The sequence below is a fragment of the Nocardia sp. GP40 genome, from assembly GCF_050434125.1.
Classification (GTDB): domain Bacteria; phylum Actinomycetota; class Actinomycetes; order Mycobacteriales; family Mycobacteriaceae; genus Nocardia; species Nocardia albiluteola.
Genome location: NZ_JBNPVW010000004.1, coordinates 71,421 through 96,945 on the forward strand (window position 1 = coordinate 71,421; position 25,525 = coordinate 96,945).

Here is a 25,525-nt window from a genome sequence, read left to right on the forward strand (position 1 = left end):
GGTGCGGCGCGCCTCGCCCGAGAGGGCGCCGAGCGCCCGCGAGGTGCAGTCGGGAGCGGAGGGCAGCGAGTCGTGGGTGCGGAGCGCGTTGCGTGCGGAACAGCCGCGCATCGGCGAGGTGCGACCGCATGAGGCTGCACCGGCTGGAGCTGACAGCATTCGGTCCGTTCGCGGGCACGACCTCGGTCGACTTCGACGAGCTCGGCGGCGACGGGCTGTTCCTGCTACACGGGCAGACCGGGGCGGGGAAGACGACCGTGCTCGACGCGATCGCCTTCGCGCTGTACGGGCGGGTCCCGGGCGCGCGCGGGGAGAGTAAGCGGTTGCATTCGGATCACGCGGATCCGCAGACCCCGCCGCGCGTGGCGCTCGAGGCGACATTGGGTGGACGGCGGTTGCGGCTGACCCGCTCGCCGGAATTCCAGCGACCCAAGAAACGCGGCGAGGGCTGGAGAATCGAACAGCCGAAGGCCACACTCGAATGGCTGGACGGCCGCGGGCAGCATTTGTCCCGAATTCCCGATATCGGCGACGAGGTGATCCGGCTGCTCGGCATGAGCGCCGAGCAATTTTTTCAGGTGGTGCTGCTGCCGCAGGGGGATTTCGCGCGATTCCTGCGTTCGGATAACGAGGATCGCGAGAAACTGCTCGAGAAACTTTTCGACACCGAGCGATTCGGTACCGCCGAGCAGTGGCTCGCTCAGCGGCGCCGGGACAGCGCGGCCGAACTCGAGACCCAGCGCCAGAGTATCGATCGGCTGACCGCCCAGGTCGGAGTCGCCGCGGGCGTCGGCGCCACCGAGACCGTCGGACCGCTGGAGGCGGTCGAATGGTCGCAGGGCCTGCTCACCCGAGCGCGCACGGACGCGACGACCACCGCCGCGGAACTCGCACGGCGCCAAGAGGATTCCGCTCGTGCGCAGGCCGCCGCCGAGCAGCAGCGCCGCCTGCACGAGCTGCGCCGCCGCATAACCGCGGCCCGCGATCAGCTCGACGCGTACGCCGCCACCGCGGAGCTCCGTGAGCGCCGCCGCATAGAGCTCGACCAGTCCCGGCGCGCCGAGCCGGTCGCCACCGCCCTGGAGGAGGCCCGCGCCGCCGCGGTCACCCTGCGCCGCCGCACCGGCAAATCCCGCGACCTCGCCGAGCGCTTCGCCCAGCGCCTGCTCGAACCGGCGAGTGCGGAATTACCCGGAACAGCATGGGCCGCAACGGATCTAGCCGAGTCGGAGCTCGCGGGCACCGCCCTGGCCGCGGACCTCGGGGCCATACCGCCGCTCGCAGAGGAAATACGGGGCGCGCGAGCCGGATTCGACGACCTCTCGGACGTTGGCACGGTGGTTGGTGGCCCCGTTGACGAGGCCGCTCTCGGCGCTTGCGGACCGGTTGCAGATGTCCGCGAGGGGGATTCGGACTCGACGAGCAGCCGAACAGGTGGCGTCGGCCTGGACGAAAGCGATTCAGCGTCAGCGGTGGCATCGGGCGCGACCGTCTCCGAAGGCGGGGCAGGACTGCCTGCCGACGAGCCCACCGAGGTGGCCGACGATCGGCTCGAGGCAGTCGATCCGGAACCGGGTGGGAACTCGGGTGCGATGGCTGCTGGAACCTCTCGATACGTTGAACTCGAGCTCTTTTCGATCGAGTCGATGGCTGGCATCGAGCCGTCCTCAGGGGCGGGTTCTGCAGGTCACGAAGCGCCGCAAGCCATTCGGGCACCGGCATCCGAGGACGCCGATGCCGGTGTGGTCGGCAAGCGAGGCAAGGGTTCGCGCAGCGCCGCGCGGAATCGTCCAGCGCGCGTTGTGGAATCCGTTGTCTTTGCGGCGGTGAGCGACGACGAGCCGGGGCTGTTCGCGGTCGAAGCCCCCGATCACCCGGATCGTGTGGAGGTCGCGGATCCGTCCGATGATTCCGAAGCCGGGATCGTCGTCCAGGGTGACGCGTCGGTCGCCGATGGGCACCTCGACGTTGGGGGGACGAAAGAGCCCCCCGGTGATCGCGCCCCGGCTGACGATTCCGAGGGTTCGTCCGATGCTCGGGTCGCAGTCCAGGACGAGGAGCCCGGGGGTATCGAGGGGGCGATTCGGCGCTGGACCGCGCAGATCGGGGCGCTGGACGAGGTGCGGGCCGATGCGGAGACGGCGCAGCGGCTGGGCGTGGAACTGGCTGGGTTGCGCCGGGAGCGGGCGGCGTTGCGGGCGAGTATCGAAAAGGTGTCCGGTGAGCGTAACGCGTTACCGGAATCGATTGCCGCGCTGGATGTCCGGGTACGCGAGGCAGAGCAGGCCGCGGCGGGGCTGAGCGGTCTGGAAGCCGAATGCGAGCGCTTGCGCACCGCCGCGACCGCCGCGGCAGAGCTCGAGACGCGGCGTGCCGAATCTGTCACCGCCGCCACGGCATTCGAGGCCGCGCGGGTGGCACACATCGATGCCCGCGAACGCACTCTCGCGGTCCGGGAGCGCCGTCTGGCCGGCATGGCCGCCGAGCTGGCCGGTGCGTTGTCCGAGGGGCAGCCGTGCGGGGTCTGCGGCTCCACCGCTCACCCCGCCCCGGCCCGCCCGGCCGCCGCGGCCACGTCCAAACAGGACGAGGAGCGCGCGGTGGCCGCCGAACGGTCCGCCGAATCCGACCGCGAGCGCGCACAGGCCCGCGTGACCGAATTGCAGGGCCTGATAGCGGTTCTCGTCGAGCGCGGTGGCGAGGGCGATCGGGTCGAACTGTTCGGCGCGCTCAATGTGGCCACCGAGCGGTACAAGTCCGCGCGCCGCGCGGGCGCTCGCGTCGACGAGCTCACCGCGGAGCTTGCCCGCCTGCGCGCAGACGAGACGCGGTTGCAGGACGAACTGCGCGAGCTCGAGGGGCGCGGCAGTGCGGTGCTCGAACGGGTCGTTGCCACCGACCGGCGGCTGGCCGAGCTCACCGAGCGCCTGCGGGCCGCCGCCGGTGCGGACGGTACCGTCGATCGCCGCCGGGCCCGGCTGGATGCGCTGGTGGGCGATGCCTCGGACCTGCGCACGGCCCGCGCTGGAGCGGTTGCGGCACGTGAGCAGGTCACCGCTCTGGCCCGGCGGGTCGAGCGGCTGGCCCGCGCCGCCGAACTCGTCACGCTGACGGATGTCGTTGTGCCCGAAGAGGGTTCGGAGCCCGACTATGCGGTCCTGGCGGCATTCGCCAAGGTTGTCGACGCCGCCACCCGCACGTCGCAGCAGCAGGCGGAGATCGACGCCGAACTGGTGAGCGCCGATCGTGGGCGCGCGCACGCCGAGGCGGTGCTCGCCGAGCCGGATATCAAGTCGGCCGCGGATGCGGTGCCCGGCGATCTGAACGAACTGGAAGTCCTTGTCGTGCAATCGCGTACCGGCCTCGATGCCGCGGTCGCGGCGCACGCCGAGGCGACGCGGCGAGTCACCCAACTGGAGGAGTTGAGCGGACAGCTGTGGGCCGCGGTGGATCGCATCGCCCCGTTGCAGACCGCGCACGACGAGCTGGCCGGGCTTGCGGAGGTGGTGGCCGGACGCGGTGAGAACAGTCGCCGCATGTCGCTGCGCTCCTATGTGCTGGCCGCGCGCCTCGAGGAGGTGGCGCTGGCCGGATCGGTGCGACTGCGCCGGATGTCCAGTGGCCGTTACGAATTCGTGCACTCCGACGCGGCCGGATCGCACGGTCGCCGCGGCGGTCTGGGCCTGGACATCCGCGACGACTATACCGGCGCCGTGCGTCCGGCCAAGACCCTGTCCGGCGGCGAAACCTTCATGGCCTCACTGGCTTTGGCGCTGGGGCTGGCCGACGTGGTCGCCGCCGAGTCGGGTGGCCTGGTGCTGGACACGCTGTTCATCGACGAGGGCTTCGGCAGCCTCGACGCCGAAACCCTCGACGCGGTCATGGGTGTCCTGGACGAACTGCGCTCCGGGGGCCGCGTCGTCGGCATCGTCAGCCACGTCGACGAGATGCGCCAGCGCATTCCGAGCCGCCTGCACGTCATCCGCCAGCCCACCGGCTCCCATCTGCAGGCCACGGTCGCGTAGTTTCCGGGCGGTGGACCCCGGCGGCGCCCGGACGGCGCCTGGTTCGGCGGCGGCGCCGCGCCACCTCGACCGGAGTTGTCATCGCGACGGAACGATGCCCCATATCGGGCCGGTAGGCGGGGACTGTGCGGCAGCCGCGCGGATCTTGTCGCCCTCCCTGGCAATCGTGTCCGCGATGACGGTGCGGGCCGCTGTCTGGGCTGCGAATTCCGTGGTGACGCCCGCGGCGACCGCTCGCGCGGGGTCGCCGGTCGCGGCCAGTGTCCGTGCCGCGGCATCAGGGGCTTGGAACCCACTGGAAAGAATGTCGTTGAAGGCCGGGAAGGCGATCGCCGCACCCACATTGATCGCGCCAACCACCGCGACCTGCCCGACACCGTGCGGCCTGACGGTTGGCACGGGATTGGGCACAATGGGTCGGTTGAGGGCCGTGTAGGTGTCTCGACGGGCGGTTTCGGCGGCCACGGCGAGTGCGGGGGACGCGCCCTGGGCAGCGGGGGCGACGTTGAGCAGGCCGACAACACCGACCTCGAATGCGTTCAACGCCCGCGGTGCCACCTCGGTGCCGTCGGCGAGGATGGATTTCTCCGCCGCGGCGTTCGTGGGCCCGGTAATCGATGCGGCCGTGACGCCGATCGCGTGCGCCGTGTCGTTCGACTGCAATGCGGTCCGGAACGTGCCCGGCGCCCGAAGTGCTGTGTCGGAGGCCGTGACGCCGGTCTGAATCAGGAGCGGGCAGATGATCGAACAGTAGACGACCTGATTGTGCAGGAAGCTGGTGATGAGAGCGCCTGGCGGAACCGGCGCGGCGTCCTGTGCCACGCTCGTCGGCGGCTGCGACCGAGCCGGCGGTGCTGCGGATGCGGCGCCCGTGGCCGTGATGCCCGCAGCGGCGATCCCAGCGGCCGTGATGCCGGCGCTCAGGCAGGTCGGAAGCTGCATGGTGTCCCCCGTATCGGCGATGGTACCGATTCCTACGATCCGTGGGCCCGATGGGTTCAGTCTCGTACCCCAGACGGCGAATCTCGTTACCACGGCCGCCGCGCGGCCGGAGCCGGTCCCGGCGCGGACGCCCGGACCGGCTCGAGAACTCACGATTCGTGCCGCAGCAACCAGTCCTTGACCTCCAGGCCCCACCGGAATCCGCCGAGCGAGCCGTCGGTGCGCAGCACCCGGTGGCACGGGACGAACAACGCGGCGGCATTGCGGGCGCAGGCGTTGGCGGCCGCGCGAACCGCCTCCGGCCGCCCGGACAGGTCGGCGAATGCGGTGTAGGTGACCGGATTTCCGGCGGGAATCTTGCGCAGCACCTCCCAGGCGTGCACCAGGAAGGGCCCGGACTGCTGCCGGACGGCGATGCCGTCGATCGCGAAAACATCACCGGCATGGTACTTTTCGACCGCTTCGGTGATCTCGCCGAGCGAATTGCGTGCCCGGACAGCCTCGGGGCGCAGGCTCGGATGTGGCAGGCGCGAGAGCCCCTCCGCATCGCCGGTCCAGCCGGATGCGAGCACCGCCCCGTCCGCATCGACGAGCACGGTGAACGGCCCGATCGGTGTTGGGACCGTGGCGAAATCGGCAATAGTCATCGCTCTCCCTCCTTCGGTGTCGGTGTCTGCTGCTCGGCGAGCGTCACCGCTCCGCCGGGACGCGCCCGTTCGCGGCGGCGGGCGCGGTCCGCTCGCCCAGCGCCCGCTTCCACAGGTGCATGGACAGATACGAGCGCCACGGCGCCCAGCGCCCGGTATCGGTGAGCTCGATACCCAGCAGCGCCGCACCCCGGCGCACGATCAGATCGGTATGCATGAGAATGTCCGGGTCGGCCAGCAGCCGCATGGTGACATAGTCGGCGGTCCAGGGGCCGACCCCGTCCAGGGCCAGCAGGTCCCGGCGCACGTCGGCGGCGGTGCGCCCGGGGTGCAACTCCAGATCGCCGGAGGCCAGGGCCCGGGCGACGGACACGATGGACGCGGTGCGGCGTGCCGGTCCCGTCAGCACCTCGGCGCCGTGCTCGGCGATCGCCTCCGCGGTCGGGAACAGGCGCGGCACCGGCCCGCCGATGGTGTCGCCCAGCGCCTCGACCAGCCGCGCGGTATGCGTGGTGGCCGCCGAGACCGAGATCTGCTGCCCGATCATGGTGCGCAGCAACAGTTCCGACGCGTCGGTGCAGCCAGGGACCCGGATGCCGCGGCTCAGCCCGGCGCCGCGGACGCCGAAGCCGGCGTCGAGCGCCTCGTCGATGCCGACCGGATCGGCATCCAGGTCCAGCAGATGCCGCACCCGCGCGACGGTCGGTGCCAGGTCGCGCATGTCGTGCAGCGACAGTCCCGCCCGCACGTGCCCGGGCTGCACGCTCAGCCGCACGGTGGCATGTCCGTGCGGAGTCCGCAGGCTGCGGGTGTAGACACCGTCGTCCCACAGTTCCAAGCCGGGCGCGGCATGGGAGGACAGGAACCATTCCAGCCAGGCCGCATCGAGCGGTTCCCGGTACGGCAGCCGCAGCGTGAGCATCCCGTGCGGCTCCCACGTCGGCACGTCCGAGGGGCCCGCGTGGTTGCGCACGGCGGGGCCGGGCAGCGTGTCGCCGCGCAGCCGCCGCGACTCCTCGCGCAACGTCGTCGGGCTCACCGCGAATACCTCGCGCACGGTGTCATTGAACTGGCGGATGCTGGCGAATCCGGCGGCGAAGGCGATATCGGACATCGGCATGCGCGTGGTCTGGATCAGCAGCCGGGCGGTGTGGGCGCGGTGGGCGCGCGCCAGGGCCAGCGGCCCGGCGCCGAGTTCGGCGGACAGCACCCTGGTCAGCTGCCGCTGCGAGTAGCCCAGCGACCCCGCCAGCGCGGGCACGCCGCCGCGTTCGATGACCCCGTCGGCGATCAGCCGCATGGCGCGCGATGCCAGGTCGGCGCGGGTGTTCCAGAGCGGTGACCCGGGCGCGGCGTCGGGCAGGCAGCGGCGGCAGGCCCGGAACCCGCTCTGCTGGGCGGCCGCGGCCGTGGGCAGGAAGGTCACGTTCGTCCGCTTGGGTGTGATGGCTGGACACGATGGGCGGCAGTAGATTCCGGTCGTGCGCACCGCGGTGACGAACTGCCCGTCGAAGCGGGCGTCGCGGGTCGCCACCGCTCGGTAGCAGCGCTCGAACTCCAGACCGTTAGCACTCACGCAGTCCACAATTGCAGGCCGAGGCCGTCGGTGCTAGCGGAAAAAAGACATCTATCCCCACTGTGTGCGGATGTCCGATTTTCGGTGTTGGGGAATGCGGTGGATGGTGGCCCCCGGTGCTGATCGATGCACCGTGCATCTGCAACTGCACGCGTGGGTCTTTGGTCCCTTGCTCGCCGAGGTCGGCTCTGCCAGTGTGGACTTCCCAATGGAAGAAATCGGAAGCGGTGCAGTGCGATGTCCGAGTCGTGGATCATCCTGCCGTACAGTGCCTTTCTCTGTTTCGCGCTGGGGCAGGTGTGGCGTTTCCGGTACGACCGGTTCGCGGCGATCGCTGTCTCGACCGGTGACGGCCGGCTGCACGGAATCGGCACCGCGGCATGTCGTTACGGGATCGGCGCGCTGATCGCGGCCCGCATGCTGGACGTGCTCGGTTCGGGACCGCACATGCACCCGTCCGGTGCGTTGCGCCTGGCCATCGATACCGTGGAGATCGTGGCCCTACCGGTGGCCGTGGCCGGGGCGGTCCTGTACCTCGTCCCGGCGATGATCGCCGATCCGGATCATGGGTCGGTCTCGCCGCTCGATCGCCTCACGTTGCCGGTGCTGGCGGGCATGCTGTTGTCCTGGGCGGCAGTCGAATTCGCCCCCGACTCCGTCGTCGGCCCATCCCGCACCGCCGATACGCTGTTCATCTGGTTCCGGTCGCTGTTCACCGCGCATCCGAACGCGGCCGTCATGGCGCATGCGCCCGGCCTCTATCAGCTTCGCGGCCTGATGATTCTGCTGCTCATCGCGATCTGGCCCTACAGCCGGCTCGGGGGCCTGTTCGCCGGGCCGCTCGTCAGGCGGTCCAATTCGGACAGGATGCTGGTGCGCAGGTAATCCCAGCTGGGCGTGAGGGATTCGCATCCTGGCACGGCACCGAGCGCCACGACCGAGCACATCGAGGCCAGGCTGATGCGCAGCCAGTCGCGCACAGCGGGCGCCGTGGCGACGGCCGGCGCGATCTCGGCGACCATGCCGTACAGGACCGTGTCCAGATGCCGGGCGAGATCGGCTACCGCTTCGGCGATTTCGGGATCGGTGCGCGCGGCGCCGATGAATTCGAGCATCGCCCAGTTGGTCGGTAGGTTGACGCCCGTCCACATCAGGTCGACCAGGCGCATCACCCGGTCGTGCTCGGCACCGTCGGTGGGCAGATCCGAGCGGAAGGTCTCGGCGAACAGGTCGGCCAGGCGGATCGTCGCGGCCTTGACCAGGTCGGCCTTGGACCGGAAGTGGTGCTGCTGCGCGCCCTGGCTCAGGCCCGCGAGTTCGGCGACGCCGCGGGTCGTCGTGGCCGCGTAACCGTTGACGACCAGGCTCTGGATCGTGGCATCCAGCAGCGCCGCCCGCACCTCCTCGCGGCGTTGCTCGCGGCTGGGTCGCGCGCGGGTCGGCTGCATCACATCGGCCAGCGTAGTCGAGCCAGCCTCAAGTCGTAAGACTTGTTCAAGTCGGTCGACTTGCTTAATATTCTCGGTATATGGCCCGCGAACAGGAGTCGAGATGACCGCGACGATGCGCATCGACAACCGTCCAGCCCGATCTCGATCCCGGCACGAGGCGCTCGCCGCGGACGTCCACTGGTTCGGCGCCTCGCTACCCCTGGCGTTCTTCGGGCAGCTGCTGTTCGATCAGGTGGCCTACCGCGAGATCGCGGCATCGGTCGACCGCACCGGCCGATTCGCCGAGAACTTCACCGATCGCGGCGTGCGCAGCTTCGCCTTCGGGGCGCTGATGCTGCACACCGATGCGCAGGACGCGCAGCGGTTCCGGGAGCTGGTCAAGACCCTGCACCGCGATGTGCACGGCGTCGGGAAGGGGGAGTTCGCCGATACCCGTTACAGCGCTTTCGATCCCGAACTGTGGATGTGGATCGCCATCAGCACGATCAACTCGGTGTATCAGGCGTACATCCGGGTCTGCGGGCGGCCGCTCGACGCGACTGATCGCGAAATCGTCTATCAGACATTACGTTCGGAGATGACCTTTCTGGAACTGCCCAGCCGTCAGGGCAAACTGCCCGCCACGCTCGACGATATGCTCGCCGAGTACGACCGGGTTGCGGCAACGAAGTTGGCGGACAACTCATTTCTGCAGTACGCCCGCCGGACCATCTGGCGATTGCCGTTCCCCACACTGGTGGTTCCGGTGGCGCTCCCGGCACCGCTGCAGCCGGTGTGGCGGCTGCTCGCGGCATTGGCGGCGCGGCCGATCGTGATCTGCTCCACGGCCGCGGCGCACCCGCGCATGCGTGCGCTGCTCGGCCAGCCCTGGGGGCCGCGCCATCGCGCCGAGTACCTCGTCTATCGCACGGCCCTGCGCACGGCCTGGCGCCGGCTGCCCCGCCGTCTCATGCTGGAACCGCTGGCCTACAACCGATACGAGTACGAGCGTCTACGCGACTCCTATCAGAGCCTGCTGCTCGAATCCTTTGCGCCGCGGGATCAGTCGGCGACCTGAGTCCGGACCGGCGTGCCGTCGGCCCTCGGATACGGACGAGTGGCGCGACGGCCTCGGGGTAACGCCGGATTCCGGGGCTATTGCCCGGAACTCGGTTGCGGACCTACCGACGCTGATTTCAGTTGTGCCTCATAGCTGTACGCCAGATGCTCGCGGGATTTGACGGTGTCTGGGTGATCCGGGCCCAGGATGCGTTCGCGGTCCTCGACCGTGCGGGCGTGGGTCTCCATCGCGTCGGCGAAGCGTCCTGCCTCGTGGTAGGCGACGGCAAGGTTGTTGCGGGCGACGAGGGTGTGGGGATGGTCCGGGCCGAGCTCGCGTTCGCGCGCGGTCAGGATGTGCTGGAACAGTTCGACGGCCCGGCCCGCCTGCCCGGAATCCGCATAGGCGAAGGCCAGGCCCAGCCGGGCGCGCTCGGTAATGGGATGCTCCGCGCCGAGCGTGCGCTCTCCGGTGTGCAGCACCCGCTCGAACAGGGCGATGGCATCGGCCGTGCGGCGTGCGGCGGCACGGTCGGAGGCCAGGGTGACCATGGAGTAGAGAGTGTCGGTGTGCTCGGGGCCGAGGATGCGTTCGCGCGCGGCCAGCAGGCGCTCGTCGAGCCCGGTGGCCTCGTCGGTGCGCCCGGCCTCCCGCAGGGCCGAGGCCAGTGACTCACAGGTGATCAGCGTGCTGGGATTCTCGGGCCCGAGCAGTCGCTCGCTGGCGGCGAGGGTGATCCGGTACAGATCGATGGCTTCGTCGAGCCGGCCGCCCTCGCGGTAGGCCAGGGCCAGGTTGTGGCGCGAGGTGAGGGTGTCCTTGTGGTCGGCGCCGTAGCCCTGTTCGGAGTCGGCGAGGGTGCGCTCGTACACCTCGATCGCCTCATCGATCCGCCCGGCCTCCCGCAGGCTCCGGGCCAGGTTGCCGCGGAAGATCAGGGTGTCGGAATCCTGTGGGCCGAAGGTGTGTTCGCTGTCGGTGAGTACCCGTTCGTACAGGTCGACGGCCTCGGTGAAGCGGCCGGATTCGCGGTAGGCGCGGGCCAGATTGGCCGCGGAGATCAGTGTTTCGCGATGCAGCGGGCCCAATACCCGCTCGCGGTCGGCCAGGACGCGCTCGTACATCGTGATGATCTCGGTCTGGCGGTCGCCGCGATCCGAAGGTGCACCGGCGGTGGGGATTTGAGGTTCCGCAGCAGGAACGGCGGCCGGATTGGGTGGCCCGAAGATGTCGGCGTGGAGCGGTGCCGGGGGCTGGTACTGATCGGGGGTGAGTGGCTCGGCGGGGGTTGCCGGTTCCGGAATCGAGGTCGAAACAGGTTCGGGAGGGGTTTGTGGTGGCTCGGGGACGGCAACTACCGGCCGGTCCTGCGATACGGCGGGTATCGATCCGGATTGGTTGGCGGGCAGGGGTTCCGGCTCTTCGACGGAGGGAAGTTCGAGATGCTCGGCCTGCGGCGGTTGCGCCGTGGTCTGCTGCGGTTCGGCCGGTGACTCCGACGGCTCCGGAACTTCGATCGGAACCGGCTCGCGTTCGGCGGGCGGTGCTGCCGGCGCCGTGTGCGGTGCGGTCGGCTGCGGTTCGGCCGCGCCGGATGACAGCACGAGTTTCAGTGTGTGCGTGGTGAGTTCGCCGGATCGCGCAGCGTCCGGCCCGGCCACGCGGAACCGCGGCTCGCCGTCCTCGGCGTCGATCAGGAGCCGCACCGTCAACTCGGCGGTGCTCGGCACGAACCAACCGGTTCGCGGAATCCGCTCGGCCGCGGTGGCGAGCTGCCCGTCGAGCGCGGTCAGCACATCGGCCAGCGTGGGCGCCCCGTCCGTGGGATTCCGATTCTCCGCCACGGGATTTCCCCCTCGCTGCGATCATCTCACCGCCCGGACGTGCGGCCTCCCATCGAGCTTATCGTGTCGGCGTGCTCGGCGGGTGCGAGCTCAATCATTCTCCGTCGCAACGATGTCCGGCAGTTCGGTGAGGCTGTGGATTCGCCAGTCGGACAGGTCCGCGAGCTCGGGTTCGTTGCGGTGCAGCCATCCCCAGGGGCCGCGCTGGATGAATACCGTGCGCATGCCGGCCTTCTTGGCCGGTGCGATGTCGTTGTCCAGACGATCGCCGACGTAGACGATCTCGTCGGCCTTGCCCGGCGCCACCTCGGCGACCCTGGCGAAGAATTCGGCGGCGGGCTTGGTGACGCCCCAATCCTCGGACGTCGCAATGAAATCCGCCGGGAGGTCCATCTCGCGCAGGATGTGCCCGGAGCGCACGGTCTGATTGCCGACGATGCCGACCCAGACTCCCAGCTCCCGCAGCGCGGACAACGCCGGGCGGGCATCCGGGTACAGGTCCTGCTCACCGTACGTCTCCGGTTGCCCGGCATCCGCCCGGGCCTGGCGCTCGCGGATCAGATCGAAGTCCGGGCGGAACACCTTGAAGCCCTCCCGGAAGTCCTGACCGGCGGCGATCGCCGCACCGAACACGGTGGCGAACGTCAGCCGGGGAACCCCGAGCCAATCCGCCCACGCCTCGAACCCGCGAGTCTCGTCGACCAGGGTCTCACCGACGTCGAAGACGACTGCCGAAATCATTGAGCAACCGTAGCGGGCAGCCTGGCCCGGGGCACGGGACTTTCCTCGGATCGACCGGGTGATCCTGCCGCTCGAGCTCGTCGGCGGGCCCGCGAGGACCGGCCCGACGCGGGGGACCCGGCCGCCGCGCACGCGTTCACCGAAGGCGTGCGAACAGGCGGTTCGCCCGCCGCGTAAACTCTCTTTCTCGTGAGTCTCACCCTCGGAATCGTCGGCCTGCCCAACGTCGGAAAGTCGACGCTGTTCAACGCGCTGACCAAGAACGACGTGCTGGCCGCGAACTACCCGTTCGCCACCATCGAGCCCAACGTCGGCGTGGTCCCGCTGCCCGACCCCCGGCTCGACCAGCTCGCCGGGATCTTCCATTCCGAGCGCATCGTGCCCGCGACCGTGTCGTTCGTCGACATCGCGGGCATCGTGAAGGGCGCGTCCGAGGGCGCCGGGCTCGGCAACAAGTTCCTGGCCAACATCCGGGAGGCCGACGCCATCTGTCAGGTGGTGCGGGTGTTCGCCGACGACGATGTGGTGCACGTCGACGGCAAGGTGGATCCCTCCGCCGACATCGAGGTGATCGAGACCGAGCTGATCCTGGCCGACCTGCAGACCCTCGAGAAGGCGGTCGTGCGGTTGGAGAAGGAGGCCAAGGTCAAGAAGGACCGCAAGCCGGTCGCCGACGCCGCGAAGACAGCGCAGGAGATCCTGAACGGCGGCACCACCCTGTTCGCCGCGGGCTCGAAGGTGGATGCCGAACTGCTGAAAGAGCTTTCGCTGCTCACCACCAAGCCGTTCCTGTACGTCTTCAACGCCGACGAGTCGGTCCTGACCGACGAGGCGAAGGTCGCCGAGCTGAAAGCCGCTGTGGCACCGGCGGATGCGGTGTTCCTGGACGCGAAGGTCGAGGCCGAGTTGCTCGAGCTCGATACCGAATCCGCCATGGAACTGCTGGAATCCATCGGCCAGACCGAACCGGGCCTGCACGCCCTGGCCCGTGCCGGCTTCCACACCCTGGGCCTGCAGACCTACCTGACCGCGGGCCCGAAAGAGGCCCGCGCCTGGACAATTCACCAGGGCGACACGGCCCCCAAGGCCGCTGGCGTCATCCACACCGACTTCGAACGCGGCTTCATCAAGGCCGAGATCGTCGCCTTCACCGACCTGGTCGAGGCGGGCTCCATGGCCGCGGCCAAGTCCGCGGGCAAGGTCCGCATGGAGGGCAAGGACTACGTCATGGCCGACGGCGACGTCGTCGAATTCCGCTTCAACGTATAGGCCTCTGCGAAAAAGTAGGGCAGCGCGCGTATCGCTGCTGGTGGAGACTCTGCTGAGCCCTCACGTGGTGTCCGGGTGGGGGCTCAGCCGTTTCGCCGGCGCCGCTGGCCTGTTCAGCTTCACCGGGTGTCGGCACGTCCTGAGGTTTGGTGACCGTTCAAGGTTTGTGTGCGAGCCACCAAGTGAGGACAGCGACTTCGAGCGGAGCGAGGGCCACCACGGCGTTGGAAAGCCGTGTTGGGAGTCCGACGTCGAGACCGATGAGCTTCATCATGCGTGCTCGCCCCTCGATCCAGCCCGCATCCGGCTTACCTGTTTGCGGCATCGGGTATACCGCGTCGATGAGCTGGCGCGCTCGGCTGCGCCAAGCCAGAAACGTGGGTATATACACCGCAACGAAGACGGCAGCGAGGAGCGCGCCAATCAGGACGACGTCCTGCCCCTGAAAGTTCAGGAATTTCTGCAATCCGGCGACCACGACCACCGCGGCAGACAGTGCGAGGCTCAGTGCGCCGAGCGCGGCTATGGAACACCCCCACAGGGTGCGCAGCTCGTCGAATCGCTGCCCTGCCGAATCGGAGGTGTTGATCTGGAGCAGGTCTTGGGCCCACTGCAGCGCCTCGGCTATCAGCCATAGAACGACCACGGTCGGCACAGTAGCGATGACTCCGAGAAAGACGACCACCTTGACGCGCTCGGTGAAGTGGGGCTCGAGCGGGCCAGAGTTCCCGAGCGGGTCAGGCAGCTTTCCGCACGCGATGACCAAGACGCCCCCGATCGCCACGGCGTACACCACGGCGAGCACGTACATGACGAGCAGGCGGAGAACGGGAATAGCTGTCGGAAAACGCGCCCGGAGGGTCCCGACCAGGCTGAGGCTCCGCAGGCCGAGGGCGATCCATATCGCAAAGGTGCATCCGACCCAGACACTCCACGCATTGAAGTTATCCGAATGAGCCTTTAACCACGGGTTGTCGCCCTGCCCGACCTGAAACAAGGCAAACCCTGAGGCAAGCGGAAGTAGCACCAGCAACGAGCCCACAGCTGGTGACCACAGCCACGACGGAATCGGCGAGGGCCGGCCTTCCCGGTGCCAGCCACCTGGAGTCGCAGGGTGCTTCGCCACGTCGCCGCTGTGCCATCGACTCATCCCGGTTGCCCGACAACACGCGCATCCCAGGCCCTCGGGCTTTGGGAGGGGCAAAGCACTAGCGTGCTCTTGTTGAAACGGGCGTGTTCACCGTCGCTGCCGCAACTGCTCATAGGTCTGGGCGGGGATGCGCGCGCCGAGGTTGGCACACAGCAACCGCACATACAGCGTCGCGGCGTCGGTCAGATCGGGGCGGGCTGTCGCCTTCGACGCGGGCGCCGCCCGCCGTGAGCGCGTCGGCGACTCGGTTCACCCCGGCCCGCACCGCGGACCCGGTCGCGATAAGCGGATGCCGGTCGAGAACCAGGACACGGAAGTCGCATAGTCTCTGATGCCGTGCGGGCGGCAATGCCAGACCGTAGGCGACGCCGAGTGTCAGCGGGTCCGGTCCCGCCATCACCTCCAGCAGCGAGGTGAGGTCGCCCGCGGTGCGCGCCATCGGACCACACACGGCGAGGTCGCCTTCCACCGGCAGCGCCGCAGCGGGGGCGGCACCATCCCGCGGGTGGCCACCAGCCCGAATGTCGGCTTGTGTGCGTAGACACCGCAGAAATGCGCCGGATTGCGCAGCGAACCCGCGAGATCCGAGCCGATCGACAAAGGGCCGAATCCCGACGCCAGCGCCGCTGCCGACCCACCGGAGGAGCCACCTGCGGTGCGACCGTGATCCCACGGGTGGTTGGTGGTGCCGTAGACCTCGTTGAAGCTCTGCCAGTCCGCCAGCATGAGCGGAACGTTCGTCTTCCCGGGAATCACCGCGCCCGCAGCCATCAACCGTGACACCGCCACCGCGTCCTCGACGGGCAGATAGTTCGCGTACTGCGGCCCACGTGGTGGGCAGCCCGGCCACGTTTATAGGACTCCTTGACCGTGACCGGAATCCCGAGCAACGCCCCGTCTTCACCGGCCGCGCGCGCCTGGTCCGCCCGCCGCGCCGCGGCCAGGGCGCGGTCGAAATCTCGCACGCAGATCGCGCTGACAGGGACGTGGCGCGCGGCTATGCCTTGCGGGTTGTTGCGTGGATGCCGAGGATGGCGAAGCAGAGCAGGACTTCGGTGGCCAGGACTCGCTCGACCAGTCCCGCGATGCCGTGTTCGGCTCCATCCGCGGTCGGGGTGAAGGTGGCGAAATAGGCGATGGTGAGCAGCAGGGTGAGCGGACCCGCGACGTGCAGCAGGGTCCCGATGCTGCGCCACCGGGGGTGTTTGCGCAGGTAGCTGCCTGTCATGGGGAAGCTGATGATCGGCGTCCCGACGGCGAGGAGGAATCCGAGGGTGTGGGGCATGATCTGGCGCAGCGTGAAGACGCCGTCCATCACCACGCCGATGCCCGATGCGGCGAGCAGGACGATCAGGCGGGTCCGGGCGCGAGACGGGTGGTCGGGGATGGTGTCGAACACCGCGACGACACCGATGCTCAGCAGTAGACCGGAGAGGATGAACGCGGTGTTCATCCAGGGGGCCGTGACGCCGATGCCCAGTCCGCTGATGGACTGGCTGATCGGGGAATAGTGGGTGAAGGTGTGGCCCCAGAGGGTGTATCCGGGGCTGAGACAGCCCAGGACGATCCATGCGAGGGTGAACAGGAGCGGTCCCGCGGCGACTGTCAACGGCAGGAGCCGCCGCGTCGGTGGGATGGCGGCCGGTGGCCGGGTCGATGCGAACATGGTGCGGTCTTTCGGGGTTGTGGTGCGGGCGTGTGGTCGGGCCGGATCGCGCGAGATCGCGGCGGAAGGTGTCAGCGCGCGACCCGCGCGGTGTCCCAGTCCAGGTGGTGGTGATAGATGTCGCCGAACGCCTTGCTGCGCACGGTCATCCGCAGCAGCGACGGCATCATCGCGTCGCGGATGCGGGCGGCGACGGGTCCGGCGGCCTTGCTGCTGTTGGCGCGCGCGGCCCACCGGATGATCTGCTGCGCACGAGGTTTGCGGTCGGCTTCGAAGCGGGCGAGGGCGGCCGACACATCGTCGTTGTCGCGCAGGCATTGTGCGAGCACCACGGCGTCCTCGATCGACAGCGACGCGCCCTGCCCCGAGGTCGGCGATGGGGCGTGGGCGGCGTCGCCGACGACCACCATGCGCCCGCGCTGCCACCGTCGCAGCTTGGGCACGGTGTGGACGGCCGTCGGCGCGCCGATCTCCGGGCTGGCCTCGATCAGCGCCAGGGCCGGGCCGCGATCGTCGGCGAACAGCTCCCGCAACCGCTGCCTGAGCTGGACATCGGTGTCCGCCGCCGCGCCCCGCGCGGGTTCACCGCGGTGCGGCAGATTCGCGAACCACCAGGTCACCCCGTCCGGAGCGGTGGCGTAGCCGACGAAGCCGCGGCGACCGAAGATCATCTCGTAGCCGCCGTGGCCTGCGGCGGTCTCCGTGAGCCGGGCGTACCCGCCGGTGGTGAGCAGCCCGGAGTACTTCGGGGCCGGCGCGGCGGGGTCGATGATCCCGCGCACCGTCGAATGCACCCCGTCCGCGCCGATCACCACGTCCGCGGTCGCCTCGGCGCCGTCGGCGCACCACACCCGCACACCGCCGCCGTGCTGCTCGGCGCGGGTGACGCGGTTGCCGTATTCGATCCGGATGCCACGTGCCGCGGCCTCCTGCGACAGCCCCGCGTACAGGTCGGACCGGCGCATGGTCCGCGAGACCGTGCCGTCGGCCAGCGCGAGCCCGGTGCTGCTGTAACCGAGCAGGTCCCCGGCGCTGTTGCGCAGGGCGATGCCCGGCGTCGGGAAGCCGATATCCATGGCGACGTGCTCCGCGCCGAGGGTCCGCAAAGCGTCGATGCCGTTGCTGCCCAGCGTCAGGAACACCCCGACCCCCTCGGCACTGCCGCGGTGCGCCTCGTAGACCGTCGCCTCGATGCCCGCCTTCCGCAGTGCGATCGCCGCCGCCATGCCCGCGATGCCGCCGCCGGCCACGATGGCCGTCCGTACCGCTCCCATCACATCCACCTCCCAATAGCCGATAGTGACTAGTTGAGATCAACTAGTTGAGATGAACCAATGATAGACGAGGATGACTAGTCGATGTCAACTAGAGTGTTGTCGACAGGACGGACGCATCGAGGCGGAAGGACACGGACATATGGCGCAGCGGCGAACGGTGACCAACCCATTGGCGCTGGTGGTGATGGCCTGGTTGCTGACCGGCCCCGCACATCCGTACGAGCTGTCCCGGCGACTGGAGGAGACCAGGGCGGACCGACACGTCAAATACACCCGCGGCTCGCTCTACATGGTCATCGGGCAGCTGACCCGCGCCGGATTCATCGCCGAGCAGGGCACCGTACGCGACAGCCGGTGGCCCGAGCGGACCGTCTACGCCCTCACCGACGCGGGCCGCGCCGAGTACGTGGCCTGGATGCGGACGCTGCTCGCGCACCCGGAGAACGAATACCCCCGCTTCGGCGTCGCGCTGTCACTGCTGGCAGGCCTGCCGCCCGCCGAAGCGGCCGAACTGCTCGCCACCCGGCGCGACGCCCTGGCCGCGACCCTCGCGGAACTGCGCGCCGAGGGCGACGCCGCTCGCGCGGGCGGCCTGTCCTGGATATTCCTCGTCGAGGACGACTACCAGGTGGCCCAGCTCGAGACCGAGCACACCTTCGTCAGCAGACTGATCGAGTCCCTGTCCGACCCCGCGTACCAGACTCTGTGGCAACAGACGCGCGCCGAGTCCGCCACACAGTCCGGACTCGACTGACCGGTATCACTGGGCCAATGGGTCAAAGAGACTGGGTCACTTGGGCGACAACCCCATCCAGGCAAACCCGACGGCCCGCAGAACATGTCCGTTATCTTGTTCACCAGAGCCAGCCTGGCGGTGCGGCCGGAGGGTCGGACCTCACGAGGTGCCGGCACCGGTTGGATTGGGGTGTGAGGCGCAGAGGTCATTCGGCTTCGGAACGTGAGTCGAGGTGCGAGCAGGGCGTTTGCCGTGCAGATATTGGACGTCAAGAGGGGCGAGTTCCGCTTCAACGTGTGGCCCTGCGAAAAAGTAGGGCGGCGCGCGTATTGCTGCTGGTGGACACGCTGCTGGCGCCTCTATCCGGTGTCCGGGTGAGGGGTCTGTCGTGTCGGCGGTGCCGCGCCATGGTCAGGTTCGGACGGCGCGCGCCGGACGCCAACGTGAGTGCACGCAGCTGTCATCGCGGTACAACTGCGCGAGGTGGCTGTCGCGGCGGCACAAGCCCCCGGTCGAACGTTATTGCCGTGGATCGAGAGCCGGGTTGCATTTCTGCCTAATTTGGTCGGCACTGCCTCACGACCCGAGGAGACCACCGTGGCAGGGACGACTATCGCTTCGCCGTCCGCGCCCGCACCTGCTCGGTGAAATCAAGGAGCTCGACATGTCCCTGTCCACCAAGGACCTCACCGGCCGCGTCGTCGTCATCACCGGCGCGGGCAGCGGGATCGGCCGAGGGCTGGCGTTGGCATGCGCCCGCCGCGGCGCCCGCCTGGCGTTGTGCGACGTGAACACCGTCGGCCTGGATCAGACCGCGATCAGCGCCCGCGCCAACGGCGTGGAGGTCTACACCCAGACCGTCGACGTCACTGAGGCGGACCGGATGACCAGCTTCGCCGAGGGGGTGCTGGAGCGGTTCGGCGGAGTGGACCTGCTGGTCAACAACGCCGGCATCGGTGTGGTCGCCGGGCTTCTGGAGACGACGCCGACGGACTGGGATCGGCTGATCGGAATCAATGTGATGGGTGTGGTCCACGGCAATACCGCATTTCTGCCCGCGATGATCGAGCGCGGCCGCGGGCATGTCGTCAACGTCTCCTCCGCGGCCGGCATTCTGGCCAGTCCGGTGTTGAGCGCTTACAGCGCAACCAAATTCGCGGTCTTCGGACTTTCCGAGGCGCTGCGGATGGAACTCCAGGAGCATGGTATCGGTGTGACTGCCGTGTGCCCCGGCGTGATCAACACCGCGATCACCAGCAGCAGTCCGATCCGTGGCGGCAATGCCGAGGCACGCCAGGAGAAGATGGCCGCCCTGTACGCAAGACGCGGTTATACGCCCGATCGGGTCGCGTTGAACATTCTGCGCGCGGTGGATGGGAACAAGGCGGTCGCTCCGATCGCCCCCGAGGCGCACCTGATGTACGGCCTGTCGCGGGCAATCCCGCCGCTGGCGCGGTGGCTGTCCCGGCAGATGGCGAAGGTCGCGGTGTGAGTCAGCGCGGGTGTCTGCCCGCCCACCGTCGCCAGCATCGCCAGTGCCGCACGAAGACCGATTCCTCACCGATCCGTGCGGACGGGCACCGGGAAGATCCGGTGTCTCATTCGAAGCGGACAAGCACCACCGCGTCCATCGGCGGCAGGCGCTACCGGAGCAGCATCGCAGGAGTCTGCGCGATTGCCCTGCTGGTCTGCGCGGTAGCGTGCACGTCGTCACCCGCGAATACGACGAACTCCGGTTCGGGCGCCGCCGCTGCGGCACCGGCGCCGGTCTCCGCAGACGATGCCCGGGAAATCGCGGCCGATGCTTACACCTACGCCTATCCGCTTGTTCTCACCGAGCTCACGCGTCGCGCATCCATGCAGAAGGCGTCGATGAATCAGTTCGAGAATATGCGGGCCTTCCCCGACGCGAATTTCACCAGGGTCGTCCGGCCCAACGCCGACACCCTGTACTCGAGCCTCTGGTTCGACGTATCGAAAGAACCGCTCGCAATTCGTGTTCCCTCGTCGGGTGAGCGCTATCACCTGCTCGAGATGCTGGACATGTGGACCGACGTCTTCGCTTCACCGGGCAGCCGCACCACCGGCAATCAGGAGCAGACGATCGTACTTGCCGCGAAGGGATGGAATGGTGAGCTCCCCCAAAAGCGGTGTTACACAGAACGGGTGGCGCACCTGGATGACCGGCATCGGCACCTACGGAACCGACTACCGGGCACGGGCACGCATTGCGTTTGCGGGCTTGGGCGCCAACACGATCGAGGACGCGATCTATCCGGTCGCGTTCACCGACAGGGACGGGAAGCCGTTCACCAGTGCCGGCCGGTACATGATGCACTTCGCCGCTGACCAGATTCCTCCGGTTCGCGGGTTCTGGTCGCTGACGATGTACAACGAGGATCAGTTCTTCGCCGCCAACCCGATCAACCGGTACGCCATCGGCGACCGCGACAAACTCCACTTCAACCCTGACGGCTCGCTCGACCTCTACATCCAGCGCGACTCGCCGGGCGTGGACAAGGAATCGAACTGGCTGCCCGCACCGGCGACCGGTCCCTTCTCGATGAACCTGCGCATGTACTGGCCCAAGCCCCAAGTACTGTCGGGCGACTGGACTCCGCCGCCGGTCACGAAGGTCGAGTGAGCGTTCGCGTCAATCGCTTTCGCTGCGGAATTTCGCAACCGCCGAGACGGGGCGTCCGATCGCGTGGTGTCCGTAGCCGGTTGAGGGTGGAAACTCGGCACCCGCCCGGAATCGGGCTCCTCGGCTGAGCCCCATCCGGAATCCGGGTGGGGCTCGGTCTTTTTGGTGGTCGGCGGCGGTGTGGGCCGTTTGGGTCAGCGCGACCCAGCCGACACGGACGTCACCGGACCCCGCGGGTGGTGATGCGGTCGATGTCGATCATCAGGTGTAGGGGCCCGCGGAAGATGTGGCTGCGGCGATAGGGTGGCGCGGTTGGGGTCGTAGGCCAGCGCCTCGTCACCGAGCAACTTCAACGCATCCGGCCTGGCGTTCGGCCCGCAGCGTTCTGTGCCGCGGGTTCGTCTCTGACATTCTTACAAGACATGTGCCGTTGTCTGTCGGCAGGATGGGGTCCTGACAACAGACGAAGTGCGCGACTATCGGTGCACGCTGAGGGCTTCGGTGAACCATCTGAAGGCGGGCACACCGGGTTTCAGTGATGTAGCCGCTAGTAGGCTCAGCAGCTGCCAGCACCTTTCGATGCGTGATTCGGCCATGGCGTCGAGCAGGCCAAAAGCGAGACAACGCACGGGTCGCCGCAATGTCGTGCGTTCGCAAGACCGGCACGATCGCCAACTGACACGGTCGACTGGGGCTTGGTCCTCGAGTGCGAGTCGGGGTGGTGGTGTCGACCATGGTGCGATCCTGGCCGCGGAGCTTTACGGTCGAGTCTTGCGAAGATCGAACGTAATCCGCGGGAAGTTCATGCGCCGGTGGCGGCGTATACGCACCAGATCGAGTTCGGGCCAGGCGGGCGGTGGCTGGTGTTGTCCGGGCAGATCGGTATGCGCGTCGACGGCTCGGTGCCGGACTCGGCGGTCGAGCAGCGCGGCTTTTGCCCAGTTCTTCGGTTCGCATTCTCCGTGTATGACGCTGATGTACGTGAGCGGCTTGGCTTCTCCGGCGTTTCGGGTGGAGATCGATGCCATGGCCTGGTCGGGCGATGGCGACAAGGAACGGCGGTGACCTGGACAAGTGCAAAGCGCTACATGCCGTGCCGCATCCGTTGAATAGCTGGATGTCCGCTCGTCATGGGCGATAGGCTGGGCACAGTCGAAAGGTGAGTCGATCATGTCCGGTGCTCACAGCCATACCGAGAGGATTGCGCGCGGCCGATGATCGACGATGCCGCGAACCGAACCCGCCGTCACGTGAGCATGACGGTAGCGGAGGAGTTGCATGCGGTCGGCTTCGAGGATGCCGAAGAGATCGGTCGCGGCGGTTTCGGCGCAGTTTATCGCTGTCGGCAGGTGGGGTTGAATCGCACGGTTGCGGTGAAGGTCCTGACCGGGGAATTGGATGAGGAGAACCAGGCGCGGTTCGTGCGGGAGCAGCGGGCGATGGGCGTGCTGACCGGGCATCCCAATATCGCCACCGTGCTGGAGGTCGGTGTCACCAGCGCCGGGCGGCCCTATCTGGTCATGCCGTATTACCCCTTGGACTCGCTGGATGCGCTGATCCGGCGGGGCGGTCCGCTTCCGGTGGAGGACGTGCTGCGGATCGGAGCCGGGATCGCCGGGGCGCTCGAGGGCGCGCATCGGCTGGGCATCGTGCATCGCGATGTGAAGCCGGGCAATATTCTGTTCACCGATTACGGTGAACCCGCCCTGGCCGACTTCGGAATCGCGCGCATCCCCGGCGGGTTCGAAACGGCTGCCGACATTGTGTCGGCATCGCCGGCGTTCACCGCGCCGGAGGTGCTCGAGGGCCGCACTCCGACTCCCGCCACCGATGTCTACGGGCTCGGTGCCACCTTGTTCTGTGCGCTGACCGGGCATGCTGCCTATGAGCGGCGCAGCGGCGAGCAACTGGTGGCCCAGTTCGTGCGGATCGGTCAGGGGCCGGTGGCGGACCTGCGCGATAGCGGCTTCCCCGCCGAGGTGTGCGCCGTCGTGGAATCGTCGATGCACCGCGATCCTGAGCAGCGGCCCTCCGCAGCGGAGCTCGGCGAGGCCATCCGGCAGGTGCAGCAACGCTGCGGCTACCCGGCAGGCGGGATGGCCCTGCGCAGCGGTCCCGCCGACGCTCGCGACGACGAGCCGCAGCACCGTCAGCCGACCTCGTCGCGAACCATAGGACGCACCGGCAACGCGCTGCCCGAGTTGACCAGCTTCGTCAACAGACACGCTGAGCTGAACGAGCTCAAGCGCCTCCTGACGGTGTCGAGGCTGGTGACGCTGGCCGGGATGGGCGGCGTGGGCAAGACCCGACTGGCGCTGCGGGCGGCCTCGGCTGCTCGACGCGATTTCGCCGATGGGGTGTGGGCGATCGATCTGGCCGACGTGCGTGATCCGTCGCTGGTTGCTCCCATCGTCGCCGCCGTGCTGGGCGTGCGGGTCGATTCGGCCCGGCCGGTCCACGACACGCTGGTCGAGTTACTGCGATCCCGTGAAACCCTGCTCGTCGTAGACAATTGCGAGCAGGTTGCCGAGTCGATGGCAAGCCTGGCCGAGACATTGTTGTCGGAGTGTCCAGGATTGCGGATCCTGGTCACCAGCCGCGAGCCGCTGGATATCGGTGGAGAAGCGGTGCGGCGACTGCCGCCGCTGAGCGTTCCTGCCGCCGACCGCAAGCCGACGCTGCGAGAGCTGCGCAAATACGATGCGGTGACGCTGTTCGCTGATCGCGCTGCGGCAGTCGTGCCCGGCTTCGCGCTGACCGAGGAGAACAAGGCCGCGGTGGGCGGGATCTGTTCCCGGCTGGACGGGTTGCCACTGGCGATCGAACTCGCGGCGGCTCGGATGCGCACCATGTCGCCGGACCAGATTCTGCAGCGGCTCACCGACCGGTTTGCGCTGCTCACCCGGGGCCACCGCACCGCGCCGACACGGCAGCAGACCCTGCGATGGTGCATCGACTGGAGCTATCAGCTGTGCACCCCGGCCGAGCAGCGGCTGTGGGCCCGGTTGTCGGTGTTCGCCGGTGGTTTCGAACTCGACGCCGTCGAGGCGGTGTGCGGTGCCGATACCGAGGCGGCGGAGCTGCTCGATGTGCTGTCCTGGCTGGTGGACAAATCGGTTGTGATCAGGGAAGAACCCCAGGGTGTGGTCCGCTTCCGGATGCTCGACACCGTACGGGACTACGGGCAGGACAAGCTGCGGGAGGCCGGTGCGGAGGAGGATCTGCAGCGTCGGCACCGGGACTGGTACCAACTGCTGGTGCTCGATGCCGAGGCCGACTGGATCAGCGACCGGCAACTCGACTGGATGTCCCGGCTCGATCGCGAGCAGGGGAACATCCGTGCGGTGCTCGAATTCTGCATGTCCGACCCGACCGAGCAGTCAGCCGAAGCGGGGCTGCGCATCACCGCCGCCTCCTTTGTGTTCTGGAGTTTCCGCGGCTTGTTCGGTGAAGGCCGCCGCTGGCTCGACCGCGCCCAGGCCCATCCCTGCGCTCGTTCGACAGCCGACCAGGTCCGGGCGCTGCACGCCAGCGTCTTCATGGCCACGCGGCAATGGGACCTCGAGACGGCAGCCACCCTGCTCGCGCAGGTTCGTGTGCTCGCCGAGCGCGATCCCACGCCCATGAATCAGGCGCTGATCGCCTATGCGGAGGGCGATCTAGCTCTCTATCTCGATGAGCCCGCGCGCGCGGTGTCGTGCATCAATGGGGCCATCGAGGTGCTGAGCTCCGACCCGCGAGGGGGTCTGCACGTTGCTGCGTTGCTGTTGCTCGGTGTGGCGCACGCGCAGCAGGGCGACACCGGACGGGCAGTCGAGTGCTATCAGCAGATCCTGTCCATCACAGAGGCGGCCGGCGAGTTGTTGTTCCGGTCGACCGCTCTCGGGATGACCGGAATCGCGGCGTGGCAGCAGGGTGAGAACTCCCGCGCACAGGATTTGCTGCGGGAATCGCTGCGGCTCAACCAGCGCGTGCGCAGCCTTCTCGTCGCGGCGCTCGATCTCGAAGTGCTGGCGTGGATCGCGGCCGGCACCGACGACCAGCGAGCCGCCGTGCTGATGGGCGCTGCGGCGAATATGATGCGGACCGCCCCCGGCGCGGCGATCTACTTCCCGCAGATGGTCGAGGCCCACCTCGACTGCGAGCGTGTCGTGCGTCGCGCACTCGGTGAAGCGCGCTTCGATGCGGCGTGGCGACGCGGCCGGGCAATGAGAATCAACGCCGCGGTCGCCTACGCGCTGAACGAAGAGCAACCGGCCGGCACGCCACCCGTCAGCCGGCCGACATTGACCAAACGTGAACGCCAGGTGGCGGACCTGGTCGCCGAAGGGCTCACCAACAAGCAGATTGCATCCCGGCTGGTGATCTCCCAGCGCACCGCAGATGCCCACGTCGCGCACATCCTGGCCAAGCTCGAGTTAACCTCTCGCGCCCAGATTGCGGCCTGGATCGGGGACGCGGCCGGACGCGAGAGCTGATCGCGTGCCCGCTGCTGAGGAGTGCTGGGTTCAGAGCTGA

The 25,525-nt window shown here is 68.5% G+C and carries 18 protein-coding genes and 1 pseudogene; 9 read left to right on the top strand and 10 right to left on the bottom strand.

What is annotated here, in order from left to right:
• The first annotated feature begins 128 nt into the window (after positions 1-128).
• Positions 129-4,025 carry an AAA family ATPase gene (locus ABH933_RS13535; protein WP_429423043.1) on the top strand — a complete coding sequence of 1,299 codons (3,897 nt, stop codon included), beginning with the start codon at positions 129-131 and terminating at the stop codon, positions 4,023-4,025.
• Between the two features lie 78 nt (positions 4,026-4,103).
• On the opposite strand, the gene ABH933_RS13540 is transcribed toward ABH933_RS13535, so the two are convergent.
• From ABH933_RS13540 to ABH933_RS13550, 3 genes are all read right to left on the bottom strand, one after another.
• Positions 4,104-4,967 carry a hypothetical protein gene (locus ABH933_RS13540; RefSeq protein ID WP_429423042.1) on the bottom strand — a complete coding sequence of 288 codons (864 nt, stop codon included), beginning with the start codon at positions 4,965-4,967 and terminating at the stop codon, positions 4,104-4,106.
• 149 nt (positions 4,968-5,116) lie between these two features.
• Positions 5,117-5,614, bottom strand: coding sequence for a methylated-DNA--[protein]-cysteine S-methyltransferase (locus ABH933_RS13545; protein ID WP_429423040.1), 498 nt, complete (start codon positions 5,612-5,614; stop codon positions 5,117-5,119).
• Between the two features lie 43 nt (positions 5,615-5,657).
• Positions 5,658-7,199: an AlkA N-terminal domain-containing protein gene (locus tag ABH933_RS13550; protein WP_429423038.1), complete on the bottom strand. Its 1,542-nt coding sequence runs from the start codon at positions 7,197-7,199 to the stop codon at positions 5,658-5,660.
• A gap of 228 nt (positions 7,200-7,427) precedes the next feature.
• On the opposite strand from ABH933_RS13550, the gene ABH933_RS13555 reads away from it, so the two are divergent.
• Complete coding sequence (locus tag ABH933_RS13555; protein ID WP_429423036.1) at positions 7,428-8,075, top strand: respiratory nitrate reductase subunit gamma; 648 nt, start codon at positions 7,428-7,430, stop codon at positions 8,073-8,075.
• Here ABH933_RS13555 and ABH933_RS13560 read toward each other — a convergent pair.
• The gene (locus tag ABH933_RS13560) at positions 7,997-8,638 is read right to left on the bottom strand and encodes a TetR/AcrR family transcriptional regulator (protein WP_429423212.1); all 642 of its coding nucleotides are present in this window, start codon (positions 8,636-8,638) and stop codon (positions 7,997-7,999) included. The two genes, ABH933_RS13555 and ABH933_RS13560, sit on opposite strands and share 79 nt — an antisense overlap.
• Before the next feature lie 103 nt (positions 8,639-8,741).
• Between ABH933_RS13560 and ABH933_RS13565 the strand changes: the two genes are divergently transcribed.
• Positions 8,742-9,698, top strand: a complete 957-nt coding sequence (locus ABH933_RS13565) for an oxygenase MpaB family protein (RefSeq protein ID WP_429423034.1) — start codon at positions 8,742-8,744, stop codon at positions 9,696-9,698.
• 77 nt (positions 9,699-9,775) lie between these two features.
• Here ABH933_RS13565 and ABH933_RS13570 read toward each other — a convergent pair whose 3' ends face one another.
• Positions 9,776-11,524 (bottom strand): tetratricopeptide repeat protein, encoded by a 1,749-nt coding sequence (locus ABH933_RS13570; protein WP_429423032.1) that lies wholly within the window; start codon positions 11,522-11,524, stop codon positions 9,776-9,778.
• Positions 11,525-11,614: 90 nt separating this feature from the next.
• The gene (locus tag ABH933_RS13575) at positions 11,615-12,265 is read right to left on the bottom strand and encodes an HAD family hydrolase (RefSeq protein ID WP_429423030.1); all 651 of its coding nucleotides are present in this window, start codon (positions 12,263-12,265) and stop codon (positions 11,615-11,617) included.
• A gap of 189 nt (positions 12,266-12,454) precedes the next feature.
• Between ABH933_RS13575 and ychF the strand changes: the two genes are divergently transcribed.
• Positions 12,455-13,534: a redox-regulated ATPase YchF gene (ychF, locus tag ABH933_RS13580; protein ID WP_429423027.1), complete on the top strand. Its 1,080-nt coding sequence runs from the start codon at positions 12,455-12,457 to the stop codon at positions 13,532-13,534.
• A 157-nt stretch (positions 13,535-13,691) separates the two neighbouring features.
• Here the strand turns inward: ychF and ABH933_RS13585 are convergent, their stop codons facing one another.
• From ABH933_RS13585 to ABH933_RS13600, 4 genes are all read right to left on the bottom strand, one after another.
• Positions 13,692-14,576, bottom strand: a complete 885-nt coding sequence (locus ABH933_RS13585; RefSeq protein ID WP_429423025.1) for a hypothetical protein — start codon at positions 14,574-14,576, stop codon at positions 13,692-13,694.
• 504 nt (positions 14,577-15,080) lie between these two features.
• The gene (locus ABH933_RS13590; RefSeq protein ID WP_429423023.1) at positions 15,081-15,467 is read right to left on the bottom strand and encodes an amidase family protein; all 387 of its coding nucleotides are present in this window, start codon (positions 15,465-15,467) and stop codon (positions 15,081-15,083) included.
• Positions 15,468-15,681: 214 nt separating this feature from the next.
• Entirely contained in the window at positions 15,682-16,350 is a 669-nt protein-coding gene (locus ABH933_RS13595) for a DUF998 domain-containing protein (RefSeq protein WP_429423021.1), read from the bottom strand.
• A 71-nt stretch (positions 16,351-16,421) separates the two neighbouring features.
• Complete coding sequence (locus tag ABH933_RS13600; RefSeq protein WP_429423019.1) at positions 16,422-17,624, bottom strand: FAD-dependent monooxygenase; 1,203 nt, start codon at positions 17,622-17,624, stop codon at positions 16,422-16,424.
• A 142-nt stretch (positions 17,625-17,766) separates the two neighbouring features.
• Here ABH933_RS13600 and ABH933_RS13605 point away from each other — a divergent pair, with 142 nt between their 5' ends.
• From ABH933_RS13605 to ABH933_RS13625, 5 genes and pseudogenes are all read left to right on the top strand, one after another.
• Positions 17,767-18,381: a PadR family transcriptional regulator gene (locus tag ABH933_RS13605; RefSeq protein WP_429423017.1), complete on the top strand. Its 615-nt coding sequence runs from the start codon at positions 17,767-17,769 to the stop codon at positions 18,379-18,381.
• Between the two features lie 646 nt (positions 18,382-19,027).
• Positions 19,028-19,855, top strand: a complete 828-nt coding sequence (locus ABH933_RS13610; protein WP_429423015.1) for an SDR family NAD(P)-dependent oxidoreductase — start codon at positions 19,028-19,030, stop codon at positions 19,853-19,855.
• 398 nt (positions 19,856-20,253) lie between these two features.
• A pseudogene (locus ABH933_RS13615) lies at positions 20,254-20,451 on the top strand (DUF1254 domain-containing protein); the annotation flags it as partial.
• Between the two features lie 43 nt (positions 20,452-20,494).
• Positions 20,495-21,007 (top strand): DUF1214 domain-containing protein, encoded by a 513-nt coding sequence (locus ABH933_RS13620; protein ID WP_429423013.1) that lies wholly within the window; start codon positions 20,495-20,497, stop codon positions 21,005-21,007.
• Between the two features lie 1,214 nt (positions 21,008-22,221).
• Entirely contained in the window at positions 22,222-25,485 is a 3,264-nt protein-coding gene (locus ABH933_RS13625) for a protein kinase domain-containing protein (RefSeq protein WP_429423011.1), read from the top strand.
• Positions 25,486-25,525: the final 40 nt, after the last annotated feature.

Coding starts and splice junctions, on each gene's coding strand:
- ABH933_RS13605 (WP_429423017.1), top strand. CDS start 17,767: ATGGCGCAGCGGCGAACGGTGACCAACCCATTGGCGCTGGTGGTGATG.
- ABH933_RS13625 (WP_429423011.1), top strand. CDS start 22,222: ATGATCGACGATGCCGCGAACCGAACCCGCCGTCACGTGAGCATGACG.
- ABH933_RS13540 (WP_429423042.1), bottom strand. CDS start 4,967: ATGCAGCTTCCGACCTGCCTGAGCGCCGGCATCACGGCCGCTGGGATC.
- ABH933_RS13565 (WP_429423034.1), top strand. CDS start 8,742: ATGACCGCGACGATGCGCATCGACAACCGTCCAGCCCGATCTCGATCC.
- ABH933_RS13555 (WP_429423036.1), top strand. CDS start 7,428: ATGTCCGAGTCGTGGATCATCCTGCCGTACAGTGCCTTTCTCTGTTTC.
- ABH933_RS13600 (WP_429423019.1), bottom strand. CDS start 17,624: ATGGGAGCGGTACGGACGGCCATCGTGGCCGGCGGCGGCATCGCGGGC.
- ABH933_RS13595 (WP_429423021.1), bottom strand. CDS start 16,350: ATGTTCGCATCGACCCGGCCACCGGCCGCCATCCCACCGACGCGGCGG.
- ABH933_RS13610 (WP_429423015.1), top strand. CDS start 19,028: ATGTCCCTGTCCACCAAGGACCTCACCGGCCGCGTCGTCGTCATCACC.
- ABH933_RS13575 (WP_429423030.1), bottom strand. CDS start 12,265: ATGATTTCGGCAGTCGTCTTCGACGTCGGTGAGACCCTGGTCGACGAG.
- ABH933_RS13535 (WP_429423043.1), top strand. CDS start 129: ATGAGGCTGCACCGGCTGGAGCTGACAGCATTCGGTCCGTTCGCGGGC.
- ABH933_RS13560 (WP_429423212.1), bottom strand. CDS start 8,638: ATGCAGCCGACCCGCGCGCGACCCAGCCGCGAGCAACGCCGCGAGGAG.
- ABH933_RS13545 (WP_429423040.1), bottom strand. CDS start 5,614: ATGACTATTGCCGATTTCGCCACGGTCCCAACACCGATCGGGCCGTTC.